The following is a 21303-nucleotide window of genomic DNA, read 5'->3' as shown; positions in this document are numbered from 1 at the left end:
CTCGTCTCTACGTCGTATGCGGTCAGAACGGTCGGGAGCGGGTCAGCTCTCGAAGCGGTAGCCCATGCCCGGTTCGGTGATCAGGTAGCGGGGGTGGGCCGGGTCCGCTTCCAGCTTGCGCCGCAGCTGGGCCATGTACACACGCAGATAGTTGCTCTTGTTGCTCTGGGAAGCACCCCACACCTCCTGCAGCAGGTGCTTCTGCGTGATGAGCCGGCCGGGGTTGCGGACCAGGATTTCCAGCAGATGCCACTCAGTGGGGGTGAGGCGCACCTCGCGGCCGGCACGGATGGCCTTCTTGGCCGGCAGATCGATGGTGAAGCCGTCCGTGGTGACCGGCGTCGTCCCGGGAGTGAGTGGCACGGTCTCGGTGCGGCGGACCGCGGCGCGCAACCGGGCGAGAAGTTCGTCCATGCCGAACGGCTTGGTGATGTGGTCGTCGGCGCCCGCGTCGAGCGCGGTGATCTTCTCGTCGGAGGCCCGGCGGGCGGACAGCACCAGGATCGGGACCTTGGTCCAGCCGCGCAGGGCCTTGATGACGTCCGTGCCGTCCATGTCCGGCAGCCGCAGATGGAGGAAGGACCACCTCGGGCTGGCGGGCGGCGGCGAGCCGGAGCGCGGTCGCGCCGTCGGGGGCCGCGTCGACGCCGTACTGCCGTGCCTGCATGTTGATCACGAGCGCCCGTACGAGCTGAGGGGTCGTCCTCTACGACCAGTACCCGGATCATCGGTGGGCGCCTTTCCCGTTGCACGGAGAGCCAGAGGGTGCGTACCCATGTCAGGGCCGCGGGAGTTGGCGGGAGTTGACGGACCGGGAATGCCTCCAGGCCCGCCAACTCCCGCCCGGGTCGCGTCAGGCCATCAGCTCTTCGCCACGAGTTCCTTGAGCGCGATGTTGAGTTCCAGGACATTGACCGTCGGCTCGCCCAGGAAGCCGAGGATGCGGCCGTCCGTGTGCTCGTGCACGAGCTTCTGGACCTGGGCGACGGGCAGGCCGTTCTTCTCGGCGATCCGGTGGACCTGGAGGTCGGCGTACGCCGGGGAGATGTCCGGGTCCAGGCCGGAGCCCGAGGAGGTGACCGCGTCGGCGGGTACGTCGGACGGCTTGACCTTGTAGTCCGAGGTCGAGTTGTCCTCGATGACCGCCGCCTTGGCGTCCTTGACCCACCTGATCAGGTCGGCGTTGTCACCGGAACGGTTGGTGGCGCCGGACAGAATCAGCTTGTACCGGGTGTTGACGCTGTTGGTGCCCAGGCCGTTCTGCGGGCGCCCCTGGAACCACTTCAGGTCGGGCTCGGGGGTCTCCTGGCCCTTCTTGAGCGGCAGAGTGTAAGCCTGGCCGATGAGCGAGGAGCCGACGACCTTGCCGTCCGCCTTGATCTCGGAGCCGTTCGCCCTGCCGGGGAAGAGCCCCTGGGCGACGCCGGTGATGGCCAGCGGGTAGAGGATGCCCGTCACCACGGTCAGCACGAGGAGGGCGCGCAGGCCGGCCCCGAGCAACCGGGCGGTGTTCGTAACCGAGTTGTTCATGGCGGTCAGCCGATCCCGGGGATGAGAGAGATGAGCAGGTCGATGATCTTGATGCCGATGAAGGGGGCTATCAGCCCGCCCAGGCCGTAGATCCCGAGATTGCGGCGGAGCATCTTGTCCGCGCTGACCGGCCGGTACCGCACGCCGCGCAGGGCGAGCGGGACCAGCGCGATGATGATCAGCGCGTTGAAGACGACCGCGGACAGGATCGCGGAGTCGGGCGAGGACAGGTTCATGATGTTGAGCTTGTTCAGGCCCGGGTAGACGGCCGCGAACAGCGCCGGGATGATCGCGAAGTACTTCGCGACGTCGTTGGCGATCGAGAAGGTTGTCAACGCGCCCCGGGTGATGAGGAGTTGCTTGCCGATCTCGACGATCTCGATCAGCTTGGTCGGGTTGGAGTCGAGGTCGACCATGTTGCCGGCCTCCTTGGCGGCCGACGTACCCGTGTTCATCGCCACGCCGACGTCGGCCTGCGCGAGCGCGGGTGCGTCGTTCGTCCCGTCGCCGGTCATCGCGACCAGCTTGCCGCCCGCCTGCTCCCGCTTGATGAGCGCCATCTTGTCCTCGGGAGTGGCCTCCGCGAGGAAGTCGTCGACCCCGGCCTCGTCCGCGATCGCCTTGGCGGTCAGCGGGTTGTCGCCCGTGATCATGACGGTCTTGATGCCCATCCGGCGCAGCTCGTCGAACCGCTCCCGCATGCCCTCCTTGACGACGTCCTTGAGGTGGATCACGCCCAGCACCCGGGCCCCGTCGGCGTCCTCGACCGCCACCAGCAGCGGGGTGCCGCCCACCTCGGAGATGGAGTGGGAGACGGTGTCGGCGTCGTCGGCGACGGTGCCGCCCTGCTCCTGGACCCAGGCGAGCACCGAACCGGTGGCCCCTTTGCGGACCCTGCGGGCGGTGCCGTTCTCTGTGAGGTCGACACCGGACATGCGGGTCTGCGCGGTGAAGGCGACCCACTCGGCCTGCGCCAGCTCGCCCTGGTGGCGTTCGCGCAGCCCGTACTTCTCCTTCGCCAGTACGACGATGGAGCGGCCCTCGGGCGTCTCGTCGGCCAGCGACGACAACTGGGCGGCATCGGCCAGCTCGGCCTCGGTCGTGCCGGCAACCGGCACGAACTCGGCGGCCTGCCGGTTGCCGAGCGTGATGGTGCCGGTCTTGTCGAGCAGCAGGGTCGACACGTCGCCGGCGGCCTCGACCGCCCTGCCCGACATGGCCAGTACGTTGCGCTGCACCAGCCGGTCCATACCCGCGATGCCGATCGCGGAGAGCAGGGCGCCGATCGTGGTCGGGATCAGGCAGACCAGGAGGGCCACCAGCACGACCATGGTCAGATGCGTGCCCGCGTAGTCCGCGAACGGCGGCAGGGTGGCCACCGCGAGCAGGAAGACGATCGTCAGCGAGGCGAGCAGGATGTTCAGCGCGATCTCGTTGGGCGTCTTCTGGCGTGCGGCGCCCTCGACCAGATTGATCATCCGGTCGATGAAGGTCTCACCCGGCTTCGTCGTGATCTTGATGACGATGCGGTCGGACAGCACCTTCGTACCGCCGGTGACGGCCGAGCGGTCGCCGCCGGACTCCCGGATGACCGGGGCCGACTCACCGGTGATCGCCGACTCGTCCACGGATGCCACGCCCTCGACGACGTCACCGTCGCCGGGGATGATGTCACCCGCCTCGCAGACGACCAGGTCGCCGATGCGCAGCTCGGTGCCGGGCACCTGCTCCTCGGCCCTGCTGTCCCGGGACAGCCGACGCGCCACGGTGTCCGTCTTGGCCTTGCGCAGGGTGTCCGCCTGCGCCTTGCCTCGCCCCTCGGCGACCGCCTCCGCCAGGTTGGCGAAGATCACGGTGAGCCAGAGCCAGGCGCTGATCACCCAGCCGAACCAGTCGCCCGGGTCCTTGAACGAGAACACCGTCGTCAGGACCGAGCCGACCAACACCACGAACATGACAGGTGACTTGACCATCACCCGCGGGTCGGTCTTGCGCAGAGCGTCCGGCAGTGACTGGAGCAGCTGCTTGGGGTCGAAAAGGCCCGCGCCGACACGGCCTTCGCCGCCCTTGTGGCCGGTCGGTGCGTCCTGGTGGGGCGCGAGCGTCGGAGTCGAGGTGGACATGGCGTCCTGCTTCTTTGCGTCGTCGTGCTCCTCTGCGTCGTCGTGCTCCTTTGCGTTCTTCTCTGCGTCGTCGTGCTTCTTGATGTCGCTGGTCATGACGCCAGCCCTTCAGCGAGCGGCCCCAGCGCCAGCGCCGGGAAGTAGGTCAGGCCGGTGATGATCAGAATCGCGCCCACCAACAACCCGGTGAACAGCGGCTTCTCGGTACGCAGCGTGCCCGCGGTGGCCGGCACCGGCTGCTGCTCGGCCAGCGAACCGGCCAGCGCCAGCACGAACACCATCGGCAGGAAACGCCCGAGGAGCATCGCGATGCCGATCGTGGTGTTGAACCACTGCGTGTCCGCGTTCAGGCCGGCGAAGGCCGAGCCGTTGTTGTTGGCGCCCGAGGTGTACGCGTACAGGATCTCGGAGAAACCGTGCGCGGCCGAGTTGGTCATCGAGTTGCCCGGAGTCGGCAGCGCCATCGCCGCGGCCGTGAAGGTGAGCACCAGCGCCGGAGTGATGAGGATGTAGCAGGCCGCGAACTTGATCTCGCGGGTGCCGATCTTCTTGCCCAGGTACTCGGGAGTGCGGCCGACCATCAGACCCGCGATGAACACCGCGATGATCGCCATGATCAGCATGCCGTAGAGGCCGGAGCCGATACCGCCGGGCGCGATCTCGCCGAGCTGCATCCCCAGCAGGTTCAGCCCGCCGCCGAGACCGGTGTTGGACGAGTGGAACGAGTCCACGGCACCGGTCGAGGTGAGCGTCGTGGAGATCGAGAAGATCGACGAGGCGCTGATACCGAAGCGGGTCTCCTTGCCCTCCATCGCCCCGCCCGCGATCTCGAACGCCGGACCGTGGTGGGCGAACTCGGTCCACCACATCAGGCAGATGAACCCGACCCAGATGGTCGCCATCGTCGCGAGGATCGCGTATCCCTGCCGCAGCGAGCCGACCATCCGGCCGAAGGTCCTCGTCAGCGCGAACGGGATCAGCAGGATCAGGAAGATCTCGAAGAGATTGGAGAACGAGTTGGGGTTCTCGAAGGGGTGGGCGCTGTTGGCGTTGAAGTAACCGCCGCCGTTGGTGCCGATCTCCTTGATGGCTTCCTGGGAGGCGACCGCGCCGCCGTTCCACTCCTGCGAGCCGCCCATGAACTGGCCCACGGAGTGAATCCCGGAGAAGTTCTGGATGGCCCCGCAGGCAACGAGCACGATTGCGGCGATCACCGACATCGGCAGCAGGATGCGTACGACACCGCGCACCATGTCGGCCCAGAAGTTGCCCAGTTCCCCGGTCCGCGAGCGGGCGAAGCCTCGGACGAGCGCCACCGCGACGGCGATGCCGACGGCCGCGGAGAGGAAGTTCTGCACCGCCAGCCCGCCGGTCTGCACGACGTGGCCCATGGCCTGTTCGCCGTAGTACGACTGCCAGTTGGTGTTCGACACGAAGGAGGCGGCGGTGTTGAACGCCTGGTCGGGGTCGATCGAGGAGAAGCCCAGCGAGCCGGGCAGGCTGCCCTGCACGCGCTGCAGCAGATACAGGAAGAGAACACTCACCGCGGAGAAGGCGAGGACACCGCGCAGATAGGCGGGCCAGCGCATCTCGGTGTTCGGGTTGGCGCCGATGCCCTTGTAGATCCACTGCTCGACACGCAGGTGCTTGTCGGAGGAGTAGACCCGGGCCATGTAGTCGCCGAGCGGGCGGTATGCCAGTGCCAGCGCCGCGATCAGCGCGAGCAACTGGAGCACACCGGCGAGGACGGGGCTCATATCAGGACTCAGAACCTCTCCGGGAACACAAGGGCGAGGAGGAGATAGCCCAGCAGGGCGACGGCCACGATCAGGCCGACGATGTTCTCGACGGTCACAGCTTCGTCGCCCCCTTGGCGACGAGAGCCACCAGCGCGAAGACCGCGATCGTGGTGACGACGAAGGCCAGGTCGGCCATCGCGAGCTCCTAGATGAGGTTCGGATCGGACGGACGATGAGAGGAAAGCGCCTCACCGACCCGATTCGGCCGCCGTTAACGCCTCCCTTACGGCGGCCCGTCCGCTTTTGACGGAACCCATACGCCGGACTCCGCCGGGGGTGCCGGACGACCAGCTCCTCCCGGGGAACGCAGACGGCTCACACCGGTGAGGTGCGAGCCGTTCGGGCACAGCGGTCGGGAGATGCGGAACCAAAGCCGGCAGATCACCGCTTCCGTGTCCCGTCGTACGGACACGGCGGGCGGCGAGACACCGTACGACCTGTGACTTCGCATCCCACGTTGCCCCCGGCGTCCGCGTGAGGGCCGGATCCGCACACTGACCCGCACTGGCGGTGACCCGGTTGAAGCCTTCCCGGGCGGACAGGCCGAGGGCGATCCGGGCGCGTTCAGCTCGGATCCCAGCTCGTGCGATGTCTCTGGTGCTCGCTCGGCACAGCGCCGATTGACACCTGATAGCCATACTCATGTTCAACGCCGACACCCTAGATTGAAAGTGCGATGCTAACTTGCGACTCAGTTCCACTTTAGCTAGCGTGTAGCACGAGTGGCTGAGTGGATTCAAGAGAAGCCGCGTCGGCGGACGTGCCACATCCGTGGTGCCGCCGAGGGTGGGAGAGGTCATCAGTGCGCTCCCAGGCGAGCGAGTCATCGCCCAGCGCGACCAGCAGGGAGTGGCAATGCGAGAGATCAGTACGTATGTCGGCATCGACGGGAACCCCGGGCTGGTGTGGGAGGTCCGCACCGACTTCGCCTGCTGGATCGACCGCACGCTGGAGAACTTCGGGCGGATGAACCAGCCCCTCAAGGAATGGGCGGAAGCCAAGGCCTCAGCCGGGGCAGGGCGGTGACTGCGGACGACGTACGCAACGGTGAGGAGCACGTTGCGGTCAGCAGGAGATGTGCCTGCACGGACTGCCCCACGAGCGGGGGCCGATCCCGGTACCGGAAGCGCGCCGCGTCGCCGGTGTGCTCCTGGGCGGTCGGCTCTGCCCGCGCCGAGCTGCGCCTGTCCGGCTCCGCAACCACCACATTCGCGATCGAGAGCCGTCGAGGCTCCTGAAAGGACTGACTGCAATGAGATTTCTCCTCCTGGGCGCCACCGGCGCGACCGGTGGCCTGTTCACGGACGCGGCCACCGCCGCCGGACACGAGGTGGTCGCCTTTGTACGCGACCCGGCCAAGCTCGCCCGGCGTGAGAGGGTGACCGCGGTCGCCGGTGACGTCCGCGACGCCGATGCGCTGGCCGAGGCCATGCGCGGCGTGGACGCGGTGGTCAGCACCCTTGGGATCGGCAAGGCCAAGGACCCGGCGAACCTGATCACCGAAAGCACCCGCGCGCTCGTCCAGGCCGCCGAGGCCGGCGGCACCAAGCGAGTGGTGGTCATGTCGGCGTTCGGCGTCGGCGAGTCCCTGGCAAAGGCCTCCGGGATCCTCCGGTTCCTCTACAAGGGCGGCAAGGCGAACTTCGCCGACAAGGCCGCAGGCGAGCGCATCCTCACCGCCTCCGCCCTGGACTGGACGCTCGTCTATCCGGTGCTGCTGACGAACAAGCCGGCCACGACCGTCCAGGCAATCGACCTGACCCAGCTCGACCGCCTGCCCGGCGTGCCCAGGATCTCCCGGGCCGATGTCGCCGCGTTCCTGCTCAGCGCCGCCGTCGAGGGCTCCTGGTCCCGGCGCACCGCGGTGCTCACCAAGTAGGCGGACCAGGGTGCGGTGCCCGCGGCAGAACCTCTTCGGGGGCTGGGTCAGGGCCAGTGCGAGCCGGCCACCGCCGCGCGGGCTTGACCTGGTACCTCCACAAGGCAGCGCCGACCCCCAGGGCATTCTCGTTCCTCCTCTCCCGATCGTCCGGCCTGCTGAGCGGTTGGGAAGCGAGACCGTCAGTCAGTAAGGGAGCGGCCCGAAGACAGCGACCCGAAGATGGCGTCGACCTCACGCTGGAAGGCGACTGCGCCCGGTGAGAACTCCTGCGGTGCGAGGGCGCGAGCGAGATCCGTCGCGGGCGCGTCGAGGTGTGCGGCGAGCTGACGGGCCGCCTCCGCCTCGCCGCCGGGGACCACACCGGTCCGGACAGCCGCAGCGGCTACCGCTGACCAGGTCGCCGGTTCGTCGAGCACGTCGCGGATGGTCAGTGGAGTGCGCGGTCCGGGCGACGGCGGGAACGAATCGGGCACCTCCCAGCGATGCTCGCCGTGTGCGACGGTCTCATGCGCGTCGGTGCCGGGCAGCCGCACCTGCGCGGTGGTCCCGACGGGAACCCGCGCCTCCAGGCGGAAACGGCCGTCGGCGCGTGTCCCGAGTTGCCCTTCCTCCAGGACCTCCGCGTGTCGTACGACGACCTCGCTGCCCGGCGCGAGACCGCGGACGCGCAACCGCACCCAACCCACGGCGATCTGGCCGAAGTCGACCAGCGTCCGGCCCGACGGTGAGGTCCACCGTCAGCACACCTGGCTAGAGGCCGATGACCGGGGCGGGCCGCTCGCAGGTGCTGGTCACCGGCAGGGCGCAGCCGTGCTCGGCGGCGTCCATGAGGGTGAGCATGACGTCCAGGACGTGCGCGGCGAGTTCGGCCGAGGCGCGGTGCGGGCGCCCGGCGTCCAGGGCCTCGGCGAGGTCGGCAAGCCCCGCGCCACGGCCCGTGTCCGCGTGACCGGCGGACACCGGCAGGACGTCCCAGCCGTCGCCGCGGTGGATCTCGACGGGACCGTCGAAGTTGTTCGGGTCGGGTACGGAGAGCGAGGCCTCGGTGCCGTGCACCTCGATGCGCGGCAGGCGCGCGGCCTTGATGTCGAAGCTCATCACCAGCGTCGACAGGGCGCCGTCCGCGTGCTCCAGGACACCCGTGACGTGGGTGTCGATCTCGACCGGGAAGGACTGCCCGGCCCGCGGACCACTGCCGATGACCCGCTCGGCGCGCGGCCGCGAGGAGGCTCCGGTCACCTTCACCACCGGGCCCAGTAGGTGCACCAGGGCGGAGAGGTAGTAGGGGCCCATGTCGAGCAGCGGGCCTCCTCCGGGCTGGTAGTAGAACTCCGGGTCCGGGTGCCACGTCTCGTGCCCCGCGGTCGTCATGAAGGCCGTCGCCGCCACCGGACGACCGATCAGTCCGTCATCGACCGCCTTGCGCGCGGTCTGGGTGCCGGTGCCCAGCACGGTGTCGGGGGCACAGCCCACCCGAAGTCCCGCATCACGGGCGGCGGTCAGGACGGCATCGGCCTCCTTGCGGTTCGTCGCGAAAGGCTTCTCGCCGTAGACGTGCTTACCAGCGGCGAGCACGGCCAGGGCGACCTCGGCGTGCGCGGCCGGGATGGTCAGATTCAGAACCGCGTCCACGTCGTCACGGGCGACGAGGTCCGCGACCGAGTCCGCCACCGAGACCTGCGATCCGACCTGGTCGGCGACGGCCTGCGCACGGGCCCGGTCGAGGTCGGTGACCGCGGTCAGCCGCACCGACGTCAGCTTCTGAAGGGTCGACAGATAGGCGCCACTGATCTTGCCCGCGCCCACCATCCCGATGTTCAAAGGCTTCACCGGCTCGCCCACAGCAGTCCCCTCTCGGTCAGCGTCCGCACCTGCGGCACGTCGAAGTCGTCCGGCTTGTGGCCGATGGTCGAGACGAAGACGCGTCCCGCGCCATGGGTCCGGGTCCACACCGCGGGCATGACGGCGGGCCGGTCGTGCAGGTCGTCGGCGGGGAACGTGGTCGTGGCCAGGACGTCGATGTGCGCATCGGTCAGGACCCAGTACTGCTCGCTGTGGATCGCGAAGTCGTCCAGGCCCGCGATGATCGGGTGGTCCGCGTGCTCGGGCGACAGCTGGTAGGTGTGGTCGAGGAAGCCGGGCGGGTGCATCACGAACTTGCCGCCGGTCAGCAGGTGATAGCCGTGATCGTGGAAGCAGTCCACGATGCCGCCGTGCCAGCCGGCGAGTCCGGTGCCGCCGCGGACGGCGGCGGCCAGGTTGTCGCGTTGCTGCGGGGTGATCGTCCCCATCGTCCAGCACTGCACGACCAGATCAGTGGCAGCGAGCCACTCCGCGTCGTCGTACACCGCGAGGTCCTCGGAGGTCTCGACGGTGAAGCCCTGATCCTTGAGGAACGGGACGAAACTGTCGCTGATCGTCACGGGCTGATGCCCGTCCCAACCACCACGGACGACAAGGGCCCGCCGGATTTCGCTGGTCAAGGTATTGCACACTCCCATCGGCGCCGTGCGCACAGAAGCTCGGCGATCGGAGGTCGGGTGAACAGAGCCCAACAGGTGTTTTCCCGAGTGGGCGTTGGCGCTGCTCAGGAGGCCGGTGAGGCGAGTGACGTACTGCCGTCCGAACGTATGGAGACCGGCGCTCTTTTGTCAACGGCTCATACAAATAAGGCACTTGGCGCCCGGGAGCGCGAGAGCCGGACCGCCACGGGCCCTTGGTTCCACGCGCGCACGGGCCCGGCCAGTGCTGTCCGAGCCGATTGAGGAGCATGCTCAGCGCGTGCGCCGCCTCCGTCACCACCCCGGCCGGCCGTGCGGTCGCTCGGGTCACCACAGCGAGAGGCGTGTGGCCTCGGCGGGAAGCGCTCGGTCCGGCGGTCAGGCCTGTGCCGCGATCAACCGCTGATCAACCGCTGGTACCAGCGGTAGCTGTCCTTTGGCGTGCGCCGCAGCGTGTCGTAGTCGACGTGGACGATCCCGAAACGCCTGTCGTAGCCGAAGGCCCACTCGTAGTTGTCGAGCAACGACCAGACGTAGTAGCCGCGTACGTCCACTCCCTCCGCGACGGCGGCCAAGTGGTCGCGGAGGTACACGATCCGGTCGGGATCGTGGATCTGGCCGTCGGTGGACAGCACGTCGTCCTCCGCCGATCCGTTCTCGGTGATGAGGATGGGCGGAAGGGCTTCCGCATACTCGTGACGCAGTGAGACGAGCAGCTCGCGCAGACTGTCGGGAACCACTGCCCAACCCATCGCGGTGCGCCGGACTCCCGGGATGTCGACCGTCTCGATGCGGCAGTCCGTCGCCGTACGCATGGCCGGGTCGGGCCGGCGATGGGGCGCGTCACGGACCACGGTCGGGGTTTAGTAGTTGATCCCGAGGAAGTCCATCGGTGTGGAGATCAGCTCCAGGTCGCCCTCTTGTCGGAACGTCTGACGGGTTACCAGCTCACCCCACGTCTCCTCTTCGGCGGATGGATGGCGCCCGCGCAGCAGCGGCTCGGTCCACATCAGCTTCTGCATGGTCTCAGCACGTGCGAGGGCCGCGAGATCCGCGGCGGAGTCGGAGGCCGCGGTCACATGGCTGAGGTTGAGCGTGATGCCCGCCTCCCGGACGCCGGCCGTACGCAGTTCTCGCATCGCCAGACCGTGACCGATCAGCAGATGATGCGCGGCGGCCAGCGCCGGGGTGCCTTCCGTCGCACCGGGGGCGTGACAGCCGTCCGCATACCCCAGGAAAGCTTGCGCTTCTCCGGAGACGCGACGGAGGACGCCGCCGTGCTCCCCCAGGAACTGATCGACCCCGACACCTCGATCGCGGACTACGTCTGGCTGCCCCTCCGCTTCGAAGGAGAGATGGCCTTCGTGGACTGGCACGACGAATGGCGGATCGAGGGCTACGACTGACCGACCCGCGAACGGACGGCGCGCCGCCTGTCGGTTGGTCGAAGGCCTCCTCGCTCCGGTCAGTCGCCGAGGAACTTCTCGACGAGGGTCGCGAGGGCGATCGGGGTCTCCACCATTTGGTGGTGGCCGGCGTTGCCGACGACTGCGAGCTGTCCGTTCGGGTAGTGCCGCATCCAGGTCTGGTTCATGGCGTCGGCGTCGGTCGCCGGGTCGTTCTCACCGACCACCACCAGTGCGGGCAGCGGAGCACCCGTGATCTCGGCGGAGAAGTCGGTGGTGTTGACGGAGTCGAGATAGCTGCGGAAGGCGTCCGGGCCGACAGCCTTCATCGACTGCTCTGCCCAGGAGGCGACCCAGTGCGGGGACAGCTTGCCGCCTGTGGACGAGTCGATGATGATGCGGCGGTTCTCGACCTTGTGCGCGGCCTCGGCGAGCAAGGGGTAGGCCGCGTCCGGGATGCCCAGGCCGTTCGCGGGCGCGGGGCTGAGCCCGACGAGCTTGCGCACACGCTCGGGCGCCTTGAGTACGACCTGCTGGACCGGCATGCCGCCGAGCGAGTGCCCGATCAGGGAGAACTCGCGCCAGCCGAGGCTGTCGGCGAGCAGGAGGACGTCCGAGGCGATCTCGTCACAGGTGTAGGAGCCCTCTACGTCGATGGCGTCGCCGAAGCCTCGGGCGTCCATGAACGCGTAGCTGAAGCGGGTGCCGTCCAGGTACGGCCACCAGGGGCTGAACGACTCGTGTCCGGCGAAGAGCGAGTGCAGCACGATCACCTTGTGGGCGCCGCTGCCGACGACATGGGCGGGCGGAACGTAGGGTCTGGTCTCGGTCATGATCTCCACCTCCGGTGGATCGGTGTTCTCTGCGGATGTTCGGCTGGTGCGGGTGCGGCCCGTCGGGGGCCAGGTGCGGAGGTTCAGTAGTAGCGGCCGCCCTGCGGGGTGGGCAGGGCGTCGAGTTCGGCGAGGTCTTCGGCGCTGAGCCGCACGTCGGCCGCGCCGGCGTTGTCCAGCAGGTACTTGGGGGTCTTGGTGCCGGGGATCGGGACGACGTACTCGCCCTGGGCCAGCACCCACGCCAGCGCCACCTGAGCAGGAGTGGCACCGATGCGGTCGGCGAGCTCGCGGACCTTCTCGGCGAGGGCGAAGTTGACGCGCAGAGCGTCCTGCTGGAAGCGGGCCAGTCCGCGTCGGAAGTCGTCCTGCGGCAGGTCGTCGAAGGAGGTGAACCGGCCGGTGAGGAAGCCCTTGCCGAGCGGCGAGTACGGCACGAAGGCGATGCCCTGCTCCTGGCAGTACGGCAGCACCTCGGTCATCCAGTCGCGTGTCCACAGCGACAGTTCGGACTGCACCGCCGTGACCGGGTGGACGGACTGGGCCCGCTTGATCTGCTCGACACTCACCTCGGACAGACCGATCGCCCCGGCCTTGCCCGCCGTCACGGCCTCCGCCAGCGCGCCGACACTCTCCTCGATCGGCACATCGGGGTCGACGCGGTGCAGGTAGTAGAGGTCGACGTGGTCCGTGCCCAGACGCCGGAGGCTCTCGTCGATCGAGCAGCGGATGTGCTCCGGGCGGTTGTTCAGGCCGGGTACGGGATTCCCCTGGGCGTTACGGGTGAGGGCGCCGACCTTGGTGGCCAGGACCGCTCGTTCCCGGTGGCCCTTGGCAAGGGCCCGGCCGAGCAACTGCTCGTTGGTGAGGGGGCCGTACACGTCGGAGGTGTCCAGAAGCGTCATCCCCAGGTCGAGGGCCTGGTGGATCACCGAGACCATCTCGGCCTCGTCGCGCGGGGTCGCCTGGTCATAGCCGAAGCTCATGCCCATGCAGCCCAGGCCGACGACGCCGACCTCGGGTCCGTCGGGGCCGAGTGTGGTGGTGCGCATGTATTCCTTCCGAAGGTCGTCGGGCGGGCCGGGTCAGCGGTTGACCAGCCGCATGCCCGCCTCGTGGAGGCGGTCGCCGGCGGCGGGGGCGAGGTTGTTCAGGCGGGTGAGCTGCTCGGCTGTCAGCACGACGGCGTCGGCGGCGGTGTTCTCCTCGACGCGTGAGACGCGCTTGGTACCGGGGATCGGGGCGATGTCGTCGCCCTGGGCCAGCAGCCAGGCCAGGGCCACCTGCGCGGGGGTGGCGTCGACCTCGGCGGCGACGGCCTCGACCTCCTCGACGATGCGCAGGTTGCGCCTGAGGTTCTCCTCCGTGAAGCGGGGGTTGTTCGCCCGCCAGTCGTTCGCCTCGAAGTGCTCGGTGGCGCGGATCTTGCCGGTGAGGAAGCCGTGGCCCAGCGGCGACCAGGGCACCAGGCCGATGCCCAGCTCCCGCAGCAGCGGCAGGATCTCCGCCTCCACGTCCCGCGTCCACAGCGAGTACTCCGACTGCAGTGCGGCGATCGGGTGCACGGCGTGGGCGCGGCGGATCGACTCGGGCGCCGCCTCGGACAGGCCGATGTGGCGGATCTTGCCCTCGGTGACCAGGTCGGCGAGGGCGCCGATGGTCTCCTCGACGGGCGTGTTGGGATCGACGCGGTGCTGGTAGTAGAGGTCGATGTGATCCGTGCCGAGCCGCTTGAGGGAGCCTTCGAGCGCGGTGCGGAGGTTGGCCGGGGTGCCGTCGATGTGGCCCATGCCGCCACTGGTGTGTGAGTACATGCCGAACTTCGTCGACAGGACGACCTGGTCGCGGCGGTCCTTGAGGGCCCGGCCGACGAGTTCTTCGTTGACGAAGGGACCGTAGGCCTCCGCGGTGTCGAGCAGGGTGACGCCGAGGTCGAGCGCCCGGTGGATCGCCCGGATGGACTCGGTGTCGTCCGGGGTCTCCCCGGGGCTGAGGTAGACGCCGGACATCGTCATGGTGCCCAGGCCGATACGGGAGACGTCCAGGTCCCCCAGCTTGATGTGCTTCATGGCTCCAGTGCTCCGCGGGTGGTTTCGAAAGAGGTCTTCAGTTCACGTCCAGCGTGCTCGCCGCGCTCATCGGATGGCAGGGCGGGTTGTACCGGGGAACGAGGTTCAGTGGTGTGCCAGGGCACCCCACGGGACCGCCCGCGGGGTGCCCGCAGCCTGGTGCTCGTAGGCCGGACAGAGGTCGCCGTCGACCGACGTCCAGGAGGTGGGTGGAGCTCGAGCTCTCTGGCGCTGTCGCGATGCAGCTGCGGCGTTCGCGGCAGGTCACTTGCCGACGGGCTGGGGTGCCCTGTCAGGGCCTGTATCAGCAGGCTCTCCCTCATCCGCCGCACTTCCTGTTCCATGGTTGGCGCACCGCAGGCGCGGACAGCCGCATGCAGGACTTGGATCATCGATGTCCCCGGGGCTGCAGAGCATTTGGAGAAGAGCAGAGACATGAACAGGAGAAGGAACAAGCGATGCGGCACAGTCAAGCTGCGGAACCTGGGGGTTTCCCGGATCGGGCCGGGGCTGTGGGCATGTCCCACGGCTACACCGACTCGGGCACCGGCGAGGCGGAGTCCATCCGTTCCCCGCATCGGGTCCTGGAGGCGGCCGTCACCGTTCGCAAGCCCAACGAAGCCGCTGCGGCGGCACATGAGCGGCTGTTCCCCGGCCACGTCTCCAGCCTCGCGGTCACCGATCCGGAGCTGATCGAGCTCTTCGACAACCAGGCCGTATCTCGATGAGGACGTCGTGCGGGCCGACGTCGCGGCGCTCGATCGTGGTCGGGGCGAGCGGTTCGGTCGCGGAGGTCGCGGCATAGGCGTTGACGGTGAGCACGGTTTCTCCAAAAGGACGGGGTGGTGCCGGGCAGCCGGGTGGCCGCCGAGTCCGTCCCCGTGACCTTCCGAGCGCGGCCACGAGCTGGATCGTCGCCGTGCGCGGCTGCCGGGAACGGAGATGTTCTACGAGCGTCAAGCCTGCGCCTCCGGCTCTCCATATGGCAGACCGCGTTGCAGCCCGGAGTGCCGTTCAGTGCCGTGACAGGGCACCCCACCCGCCTTCCCCCCAGGTCGTGGCGTCCCCACACTCGGAAGACATGGATCGTGAGCAGCACAGCAGCGGCACCGAGCTGGGGCGCTATCTACGTGCCCGACGGGCCCAGGTGAACCCCGAAGAGGTCGGCCTGCCACCCGGTACCGGCCCGCGTCGCACACCTGGACTGCGCCGCGAGGAACTGGCCACCCTCGCCGGAATCAGCATCGACTACTTCACCCGGCTGGAGCGTGGCAAGGAGACCCGCCCCAGCCCGTCCGTCGTCGACTCCCTCGCCCGCGCCCTCCGGCTGGAGGAGCCGGAACGCGACCACCTGCGCAGCCTGGTCGCGCATGCCGGCCGTACCGCTCCGGAACCGCCCACCGCGCCCAGCCGCTCCGTTCGGCCCGGCGTGAAGATCCTGCTGGAGGCCATGCGGCCCCAGCCCGCCCACGTGGTCAGCCGCACGGGCGACGTCCTGGCCTGGAATCCGGGCGGACTGCGACTGCTCGCCGGGATGGAGGACTGGCCCGCGAGACAGCGCAACATCGCGCGCTACGTCTTCCTCCACCCCGCCGCCCGCGACCTCTTCGACGACTGGGGCAACCAGGTCCGCGGCTGCGTAGCCCGCCTGCGGGCTCTGGCCGGCACCGATCCGGACGCCCCCGACCTCACCCAGCTCGCCGGTGAACTCCTGCTCAAGAGCCCGGAGTTCGCCCGACTGTGGGAACGCTACGACGTCCGCGGCCACTCTTACGGCCGCAACACGTTCCACCACCCGGACGTCGGCGACCTCACCCTCGGCTACCAGTCCATGCAGCTGGAAGGCACCCCCGGCCACCGGCTGGTCGTGTACCACGCCGAGCCCGGCAGCACCGAGTACGACGCGATGGTCCTGCTCGATCTGATGGCGTCCGACTCGGCGCACGCGCCGAGGATCGGAGCCTCCCGCACCGGGTTCGCGGACTGACACAGCAATCACCCCGGCCGGTGCGTCGCCCGCGCACCGAACACCGGTCCGAACCACCGAAGACCGAAAGGACGAACAGCATGCGTACCACCACCCTCGGTACCAAGGGACCCCAGGTCGGCGTCGTCGGCCTGGGCTGCATGGGCATGAGCTTCAGCTACGACCAGGCGACCCCGCGCGACGAGGCCGAGATGGTCTCGGTGATCCACCAGGCCCTCGACCTGGGGATGACGCTTCTGGACACCTCTGATGTGTACGGCCCTTAGCTCTCCTGGACCGTTGCGCCGGCTTCCGGGTCAGCCAACGGGTCATCAGCGTGACGGCCGCCCATGTGATGAGCGACTCGCTGACCTGCGGCAGCCTCTCGTGGTCCCGGCAGTGCCGACGGGCCCGCATGATCCACGAAAGCGACCTCTCGACCACCCAGCGGCGCGGCAGGACCACGAAGCCCTTGGCTTCCGGCGGGCGTCGGACCGTTTTGATCTTGATGTCGAGTCGCTTCTTCGCCCAGTCGACGAGCCCTCCCGCGTAGGCGGAGTCGGCCCAGACGATCGCGATCTCGGGATGCATCAGGTGGAGCCGGAAGAGGGCCTCCTTCGCCGCGTCCCGGTCGGTGACATCGGCAGGGGTGACCATGATGAGTAGGACCAGGCCACGGGTGTCGACGACGATATGGCGCTTGCGGCCATTGATTTTCTTCCCGGCGTCGTAGCCGCGGCTGTCCCTGCTGACGGTCTCGGACGCCTTCACGCTCTGGGAGTCCACGATCACTGCGGCGGCCTGCGGGGTCTTGCCGCTGCTGAGCCGTACTCGTCTGCGAAGCTGGTCGCGGATGAGGTTGATGACGCCGGGCGGCCCAGCGGCGGGCGAATCCGTAGATCGTCCTCCTGGGCGGGAAGTCCGCGGGCATCGCCCTCCACTTGATCCCGTTATCGACGAGGTAACGGATGCCGTCGATGATCTCGCGGCGGGGGTGTTTCTCCGACCGTCCGCGGCCGGTCTCGCAGGCCGCGGGCGGTAACAGTGCCTCGATCAGGGCCCATTCGGCGTCTGTCGTGTCGGACGGGTAGCGGCGTCGGCGCATAGGGAAGGAAGGGGTCCTGGTCGTCTGGTGCGAGGAGGGAGCCGTCCAGCACCCCCGATCCTTTCCTTCTGTCGAAGTGTCGGCGCCCCGGAAAAGAGGTCAGCTGGTCTGCGAGGCCGCTGCGGGTCTGGTACTTGCTCAGCTCGCAGGCTCCCATCAGCCGTTTGAGGGGCAGCCCCGCAGGAGCGGCTTCCATCAACGCGATGTGAATGAACTCGGCATGACGCTCCGCTGCCGGGGAGCGCTTGCGCACGGTCACTCACCCCGCAGGATGCGGGCGAGTTCCTCGTCCATGTCGACCCGGTGGAGACCGCGGTCTCCATCCAGTCGAGCGTCGCGCGGGTGCGGGCAATGTTCGACAGCAGCACCTCACGCTCGTCCCCCGACCACTCACAGTGACGCATCTTCGGCACCGCCCTGGACGCCTCGCGTACGAACCGGAGGAACGCGCCGAGCAGGTCGACGAACTCCTCGGTCCGCTCGATCCTCCTCACCGCCGGGCCGACCGGCGAGGTGCGTCGGAAGGCCTCGGCTTGCTGGCGGGAACGGTCGGCCTGGGCCCGGTTGACCATGTGCCGTGCTCTGTCGTCGGCCGCGACCCGCGCGGCGACCTCGGGACGGCGCAGCACGTCGGAGGCCATCCTCGCTGCCGCGGCGTCGTCCTTGACCAGGGACTGCATGGCCTCCGCGCGGTGCTCGGGCTTCTGGGCGTCGTTGACCGCGTGTCTGACGGCGGTGTCCTCCAACAGCCGGGCGGCGACCTGCGGACGGCGCAGCACGTCCCGCGTCACCTCCACCGCGACCTCCTCGTCGGCGGCCAGATCGTGGACGCGCTCCACCTTCTCCTGGACCGTCCCCGGCCGGTCCGGCCGGCGGCCGACGCGCTTCTTGGCCAAGTTCGTCGTCCATCTGCGCGTACCGGTCACGTCGTCGACCGGCGGGTCGTCGATCGCCTTGAACCGCTCGGCATCGTCCTGGATCGACGCCAGGATCGAGTGGACCTTGTGCGAGACGCCCTCACGGCGCCGATCGGCCGGCCAACGGTGCGAGGTGAACCGGTAGTTGAGGACCGTACTCAGCGACACCCCGATGTCGTCGGCGTATATCTGCAGCGACGCGTAGACCCCGAACAGCTCGTCGCTTGGCGAGGTCGAACCGCCTTGCGGCCTCATCGGCTCGATCTCCACGGCGTGATCGCCGATCGTGAACATCGCCCGTCCCATCTGGATCGACTCGCGCACACGGGGAGTGTCATGAATCAGGTGTGATCTTCCCCCAAGGAGTCACCGGATGAGTACGACGACGGATCACCGGGAGTGGGGTGATCGTCAGCTTTCGGTGTCGAGTTGAATGTGCTCGATGTCGTTGTCCAGGAAGGTGGTCAGGTCCTGGGCTTCGGTGTGAACGGCTTCCTGTTCCAGGGCGGTGAGGGGGCGCAGGGAGCTGATGTGGAGTTGGTGGTTGCGCACGGTCCAGGTGGCGGTGACGCGTCCGTCAACAAGGACGGTGCGGTGGCCTGCGACGGACAGACCGAGGTGGGGGGCGTCGATGATGCGGCTACGGTCGTGGTAGCCGAGGATGGCGTTGTCGAAGGCCGGGAGGAACCGGACGGGGGCGGGGGTGTCGGGGTGGGGGCGGGGTGCGTCGGGCAAGTCGAGCAGTTCGCGGCCGCGTTCGTCACGGAAGACGACGAGTTCTTCTCGGGCGGCTCTGACGGCGGCGGGAAGGCCGGCGAGGCCGCACCAGGCACGTAGGTCCGTGCTGGCGGCGGGCCCGTACGCGGCGAGGTAGCGGTGCAGCAGTTGCTGTCCGACGGGATCACTGCCATCGGCGGGCAGGGGGTCGATGCCCCGTTCCAGCCAGGTGCTCAACGGCAGGTTGCGTACGCCGGCGGTCTGGTGCCACAGGCCGCGGGGCGGGAGTTGGGCCATGGGGATGAGGGCTGCGATGAGCAGCTCGCCCAGGACACGACGTGGTGGGCCGGGCCAGCGGTCTTCGAGAGCTTGTACGAGTTCGGTCATGGTGCGGGGCTGCTGGTCGGCCATGACCGCGCGGCCGGCTGCGGCGACCTCGTCCACGTCGATGCCGGCCAGTTCACGCCGGTAGGTTCCCAGCACTCGCTGGCGCAGCATTGTGTCGTGGCGGGCTCGCCAGGTGAGCGCGTCGTCGGCGGTGACGAGGTGGACGGTGCGCCGCATCAGGTGAGTGCGCACCACCGCGCGACCGGTCAGCGCATCGTCCAGTTGCTTGGGCTTGAAGCCGGACAGGCGGGACCACAGCCCGGTGAAGGGTTCCTGAGGATCCTGTGCCTGCAGGCCGCACAGATGGGCCACTGCCTCCGACACGGATGTGTCGCTGCGCTTGAGCAGGTGCTGGCGGGCGAGGGTGGCGCGATTGAGGGCACGGGCGTCAAGAACGGTCATGGCATCCTCACGCGGCGGCTCGCTCGTGGGACGGGCGTCGGCGCAGGTCCGTGTGGGTGAGGGAGGGAGGTACGTAGGAGACGTCCAGAGGGCTGATGTCGGTGCCGGGCGGGACGATTGCGTCGATCTTGTCGAGGATGTCGTTGCCGAGGGTGAGGGTGGCGCCGACGAGCAAGTCGTCCAGCTGGTCCATGGTGCGCGGGCCGATGATGGCGGCGGTGACGTCGGGGTGGCTGGTGGCGAAGGCCATGGCCACGTGTGTGAGGGAGTGGCCGGTTTCTTCGGCGAGGGTGAGCAGCTGCTCCACCGCCTCAAGCTTGCGTTCGTCGGTGAGGTGCCGGGAGACCCACTGCATGCGGGCGTTGTCGGGCCGCGGGGCGTTCTTGCGGTAGCGGCCGGTGAGCAGACCCATGGCCAACGGGCTCCACGCCAGAACGCCCAGGCCGTAGCGGCGGCAGGTGGGCAGGACCTCACGCTCGATGCCGCGGTTGAGGATGGAGTAGGTGGGTTGCTCGGTGCGCAGGCGGTGCAGGCCGCGCTGCTGGGACACCCACTGGGCTTCGACGATTTCCGAGGCCGGCAGGTTGGAGGAGCCGATCGCGCGGACCTTCCCGGCCCGCACGAGGTCGGTGAGCGCGGAGAGGGTCTCCTCGATGTCGGTGTGCGGGTCGGGGTGGTGGATCTGGTAGAGGTCGATGTAGTCGGTTTGCAGCCGCTTCAGTGAGCCCTCGACCGCCTGGACGACCCAGCGCCGGGAGCTGCCGCTGCGGTTGGGGTCCTCGCCCATCGGTCCGTTGAACTTGGATGCCAGCACGACCTCGTCGCGGCGCCCTTTGAGGGCCTTTCCGACGATCTCCTCGGTTTCGCTGTAGCCGTACACATCGGCGGTGTCGACGAAATTGATACCCGCATCCAGCGCCCGGTGGATCATGCGCACGCAGTCGTCGTGATCAGGATTGCCCATTTTGCCGAACATCATGGTGCCCAGGCAGTAGGCACTGACTTCGATGCCGGTCCGTCCCAGCTTCCGTATCCTCACGGTGCCCCGTTTCCTTCCGCTGCCGTGCGTGTTCGGTGCCTGCGCCGTCCGGGCCGCCCGTGCGGCTGCGGCGGCCCGGACGGCGCAGGCATGTCAGGTCGGTCGGTTGGTTCAGCCGTTGTACGGAGCGGTGACGTCCAGGACCCAGGTGATGCCGAAGCTGTCGGTGAGCATGCCGTACAGCGGTGCCCATTGCGCGGGCTCCAGCGGACGCACGATGGTCGAGCCCTCGGCGAGCTTGCCCCACAGGGCGCTGATCTCCTCGGCGTCGTCGCCACGCACGGAGACGAAGAACGGGTTCTCGCCCTGGTTCCAGGGCAGCTGCGAGGGCACGTCGTAGGCCATGACGTGGAAGCCGTTGTCGCCGGCCACCTCGCCCCACATCACCCAGTCCGCCTCGCTCTCATCCTGCACGGCGCCCGCGTCCTTGTAGGTGACCGCGACAGCACGTCCGCCGAAGACGGACTGGTAGAAGTCCAGCGCCTCACGTGCGGTGCCCCGGAAGTTCAGGTGAGTGGTGGTCGTGACGGACATGACCTGCTCCTTGCTCGATGTGATGAATACACCGCCGACCGTCCCAGCTCCAGCGGCGGCTGCCGTGACCAGGAGCGATGCCCCCCGAATGGC

The 21303-nt window shown here is 68.6% G+C and carries 19 protein-coding genes and 4 pseudogenes; 6 read left to right on the top strand and 17 right to left on the bottom strand.

Annotated elements, in window-relative coordinates; translation table 11 throughout:
- Window positions 1-42: 42 nt before the first annotated feature.
- From JIX55_RS48650 to kdpF, 5 genes and pseudogenes are all read right to left on the bottom strand, one after another.
- A pseudogene (locus tag JIX55_RS48650) lies at window positions 43-728 on the bottom strand (response regulator).
- A 133-nt stretch (window positions 729-861) separates the two neighbouring features.
- Entirely contained in the window at window positions 862-1530 is a 669-nt protein-coding gene (locus JIX55_RS48645) for a potassium-transporting ATPase subunit C (RefSeq protein WP_257561489.1), read from the bottom strand.
- A 5-nt stretch (window positions 1531-1535) separates the two neighbouring features.
- A complete protein-coding gene (gene kdpB, locus JIX55_RS48640) occupies window positions 1536-3653 on the bottom strand; it encodes a potassium-transporting ATPase subunit KdpB (protein WP_257569186.1) in 2118 nt (705 codons plus the stop codon).
- Between the two features lie 92 nt (window positions 3654-3745).
- Window positions 3746-5410, bottom strand: a complete 1665-nt coding sequence (gene kdpA / locus JIX55_RS48635) for a potassium-transporting ATPase subunit KdpA (protein ID WP_257561490.1) — start codon at window positions 5408-5410, stop codon at window positions 3746-3748.
- Between the two features lie 8 nt (window positions 5411-5418).
- Window positions 5419-5508, bottom strand: coding sequence for a K(+)-transporting ATPase subunit F (gene kdpF, locus JIX55_RS48630; RefSeq protein ID WP_257561491.1), 90 nt, complete (start codon window positions 5506-5508; stop codon window positions 5419-5421).
- 799 nt (window positions 5509-6307) lie between these two features.
- Between kdpF and JIX55_RS48625 the strand changes: the two genes are divergently transcribed.
- Window positions 6308-6478 (top strand): hypothetical protein, encoded by a 171-nt coding sequence (locus JIX55_RS48625; protein WP_257561492.1) that lies wholly within the window; start codon window positions 6308-6310, stop codon window positions 6476-6478.
- Window positions 6479-6704: 226 nt separating this feature from the next.
- Window positions 6705-7331, top strand: coding sequence for an NAD(P)-dependent oxidoreductase (locus JIX55_RS48620; RefSeq protein WP_257561493.1), 627 nt, complete (start codon window positions 6705-6707; stop codon window positions 7329-7331).
- A 182-nt stretch (window positions 7332-7513) separates the two neighbouring features.
- On the opposite strand, the pseudogene JIX55_RS48615 reads toward JIX55_RS48620, so the two are convergent.
- The 4 genes and pseudogenes from JIX55_RS48615 to JIX55_RS48595 all read right to left on the bottom strand — a co-directional run.
- Window positions 7514-8050, bottom strand: a pseudogene (locus tag JIX55_RS48615) (family 78 glycoside hydrolase catalytic domain); the annotation flags it as partial.
- Between the two features lie 34 nt (window positions 8051-8084).
- Window positions 8085-9176 carry a Gfo/Idh/MocA family protein gene (locus JIX55_RS48605; RefSeq protein ID WP_257561494.1) on the bottom strand — a complete coding sequence of 364 codons (1092 nt, stop codon included), beginning with the start codon at window positions 9174-9176 and terminating at the stop codon, window positions 8085-8087.
- On the bottom strand, window positions 9161-9835 hold the full coding sequence (locus tag JIX55_RS48600; protein WP_257561495.1) for a ThuA domain-containing protein: 675 nt from the start codon (window positions 9833-9835) through the stop codon (window positions 9161-9163). Before JIX55_RS48600 ends, JIX55_RS48605 begins: the two co-directional genes overlap by 16 nt.
- Window positions 9836-10230: 395 nt before the next feature.
- Window positions 10231-11076, bottom strand: a pseudogene (locus tag JIX55_RS48595) (family 1 glycosylhydrolase); the annotation flags it as partial.
- On the opposite strand from JIX55_RS48595, the gene JIX55_RS48590 reads away from it, so the two are divergent.
- A complete protein-coding gene (locus JIX55_RS48590; protein WP_257569729.1) occupies window positions 10984-11241 on the top strand; it encodes a hypothetical protein in 258 nt (85 codons plus the stop codon). The pseudogene JIX55_RS48595 and the gene JIX55_RS48590 overlap by 93 nt on opposite strands.
- 59 nt (window positions 11242-11300) lie before the next feature.
- On the opposite strand, the gene JIX55_RS48585 is transcribed toward JIX55_RS48590, so the two are convergent.
- The 3 genes from JIX55_RS48585 to JIX55_RS48575 all read right to left on the bottom strand — a co-directional run bounded on the left by JIX55_RS48585 (window position 11301) and on the right by JIX55_RS48575 (window position 14143).
- The gene (locus JIX55_RS48585) at window positions 11301-12074 is read right to left on the bottom strand and encodes an alpha/beta fold hydrolase (protein ID WP_257561496.1); all 774 of its coding nucleotides are present in this window, start codon (window positions 12072-12074) and stop codon (window positions 11301-11303) included.
- An 83-nt stretch (window positions 12075-12157) separates the two neighbouring features.
- Window positions 12158-13126, bottom strand: a complete 969-nt coding sequence (locus JIX55_RS48580) for an aldo/keto reductase (protein ID WP_257561497.1) — start codon at window positions 13124-13126, stop codon at window positions 12158-12160.
- A gap of 33 nt (window positions 13127-13159) precedes the next feature.
- A complete protein-coding gene (locus JIX55_RS48575) occupies window positions 13160-14143 on the bottom strand; it encodes an aldo/keto reductase (RefSeq protein ID WP_257561498.1) in 984 nt (327 codons plus the stop codon).
- A gap of 518 nt (window positions 14144-14661) precedes the next feature.
- On the opposite strand from JIX55_RS48575, the gene JIX55_RS48570 reads away from it, so the two are divergent.
- The 3 genes from JIX55_RS48570 to JIX55_RS48555 all read left to right on the top strand — a co-directional run bounded on the left by JIX55_RS48570 (window position 14662) and on the right by JIX55_RS48555 (window position 16396).
- A complete protein-coding gene (locus tag JIX55_RS48570) occupies window positions 14662-14871 on the top strand; it encodes a hypothetical protein (protein ID WP_257561499.1) in 210 nt (69 codons plus the stop codon).
- A 353-nt stretch (window positions 14872-15224) separates the two neighbouring features.
- Window positions 15225-16130: a helix-turn-helix transcriptional regulator gene (locus JIX55_RS48560; protein ID WP_257561500.1), complete on the top strand. Its 906-nt coding sequence runs from the start codon at window positions 15225-15227 to the stop codon at window positions 16128-16130.
- 80 nt (window positions 16131-16210) lie between these two features.
- Window positions 16211-16396, top strand: coding sequence for an aldo/keto reductase (locus JIX55_RS48555; protein WP_443046770.1), 186 nt, complete (start codon window positions 16211-16213; stop codon window positions 16394-16396).
- 18 nt (window positions 16397-16414) lie between these two features.
- Here JIX55_RS48555 and JIX55_RS48550 read toward each other — a convergent pair.
- From JIX55_RS48550 to JIX55_RS48530, 5 genes and pseudogenes are all read right to left on the bottom strand, one after another.
- Window positions 16415-17214: pseudogene (locus JIX55_RS48550) on the bottom strand (IS5 family transposase); the annotation flags it as partial.
- A complete protein-coding gene (locus JIX55_RS48545; protein WP_257561501.1) occupies window positions 17163-18455 on the bottom strand; it encodes a DUF6192 family protein in 1293 nt (430 codons plus the stop codon). The pseudogene JIX55_RS48550 and the gene JIX55_RS48545, both read right to left, overlap by 52 nt.
- 87 nt (window positions 18456-18542) lie before the next feature.
- Entirely contained in the window at window positions 18543-19637 is a 1095-nt protein-coding gene (locus JIX55_RS48540) for a winged helix DNA-binding domain-containing protein (protein ID WP_257561502.1), read from the bottom strand.
- Window positions 19638-19644: 7 nt separating this feature from the next.
- Window positions 19645-20676: an aldo/keto reductase gene (locus tag JIX55_RS48535; protein ID WP_257561503.1), complete on the bottom strand. Its 1032-nt coding sequence runs from the start codon at window positions 20674-20676 to the stop codon at window positions 19645-19647.
- A gap of 111 nt (window positions 20677-20787) precedes the next feature.
- Window positions 20788-21210, bottom strand: a complete 423-nt coding sequence (locus JIX55_RS48530; protein WP_257561504.1) for a VOC family protein — start codon at window positions 21208-21210, stop codon at window positions 20788-20790.
- Window positions 21211-21303: the final 93 nt, after the last annotated feature.

It is taken from the genome of Streptomyces sp. DSM 40750, from assembly GCF_024612035.1.
Lineage (GTDB): Bacteria > Actinomycetota > Actinomycetes > Streptomycetales > Streptomycetaceae > Streptomyces.
This window is presented reverse-complemented; position numbering and strand designations above follow the sequence as displayed.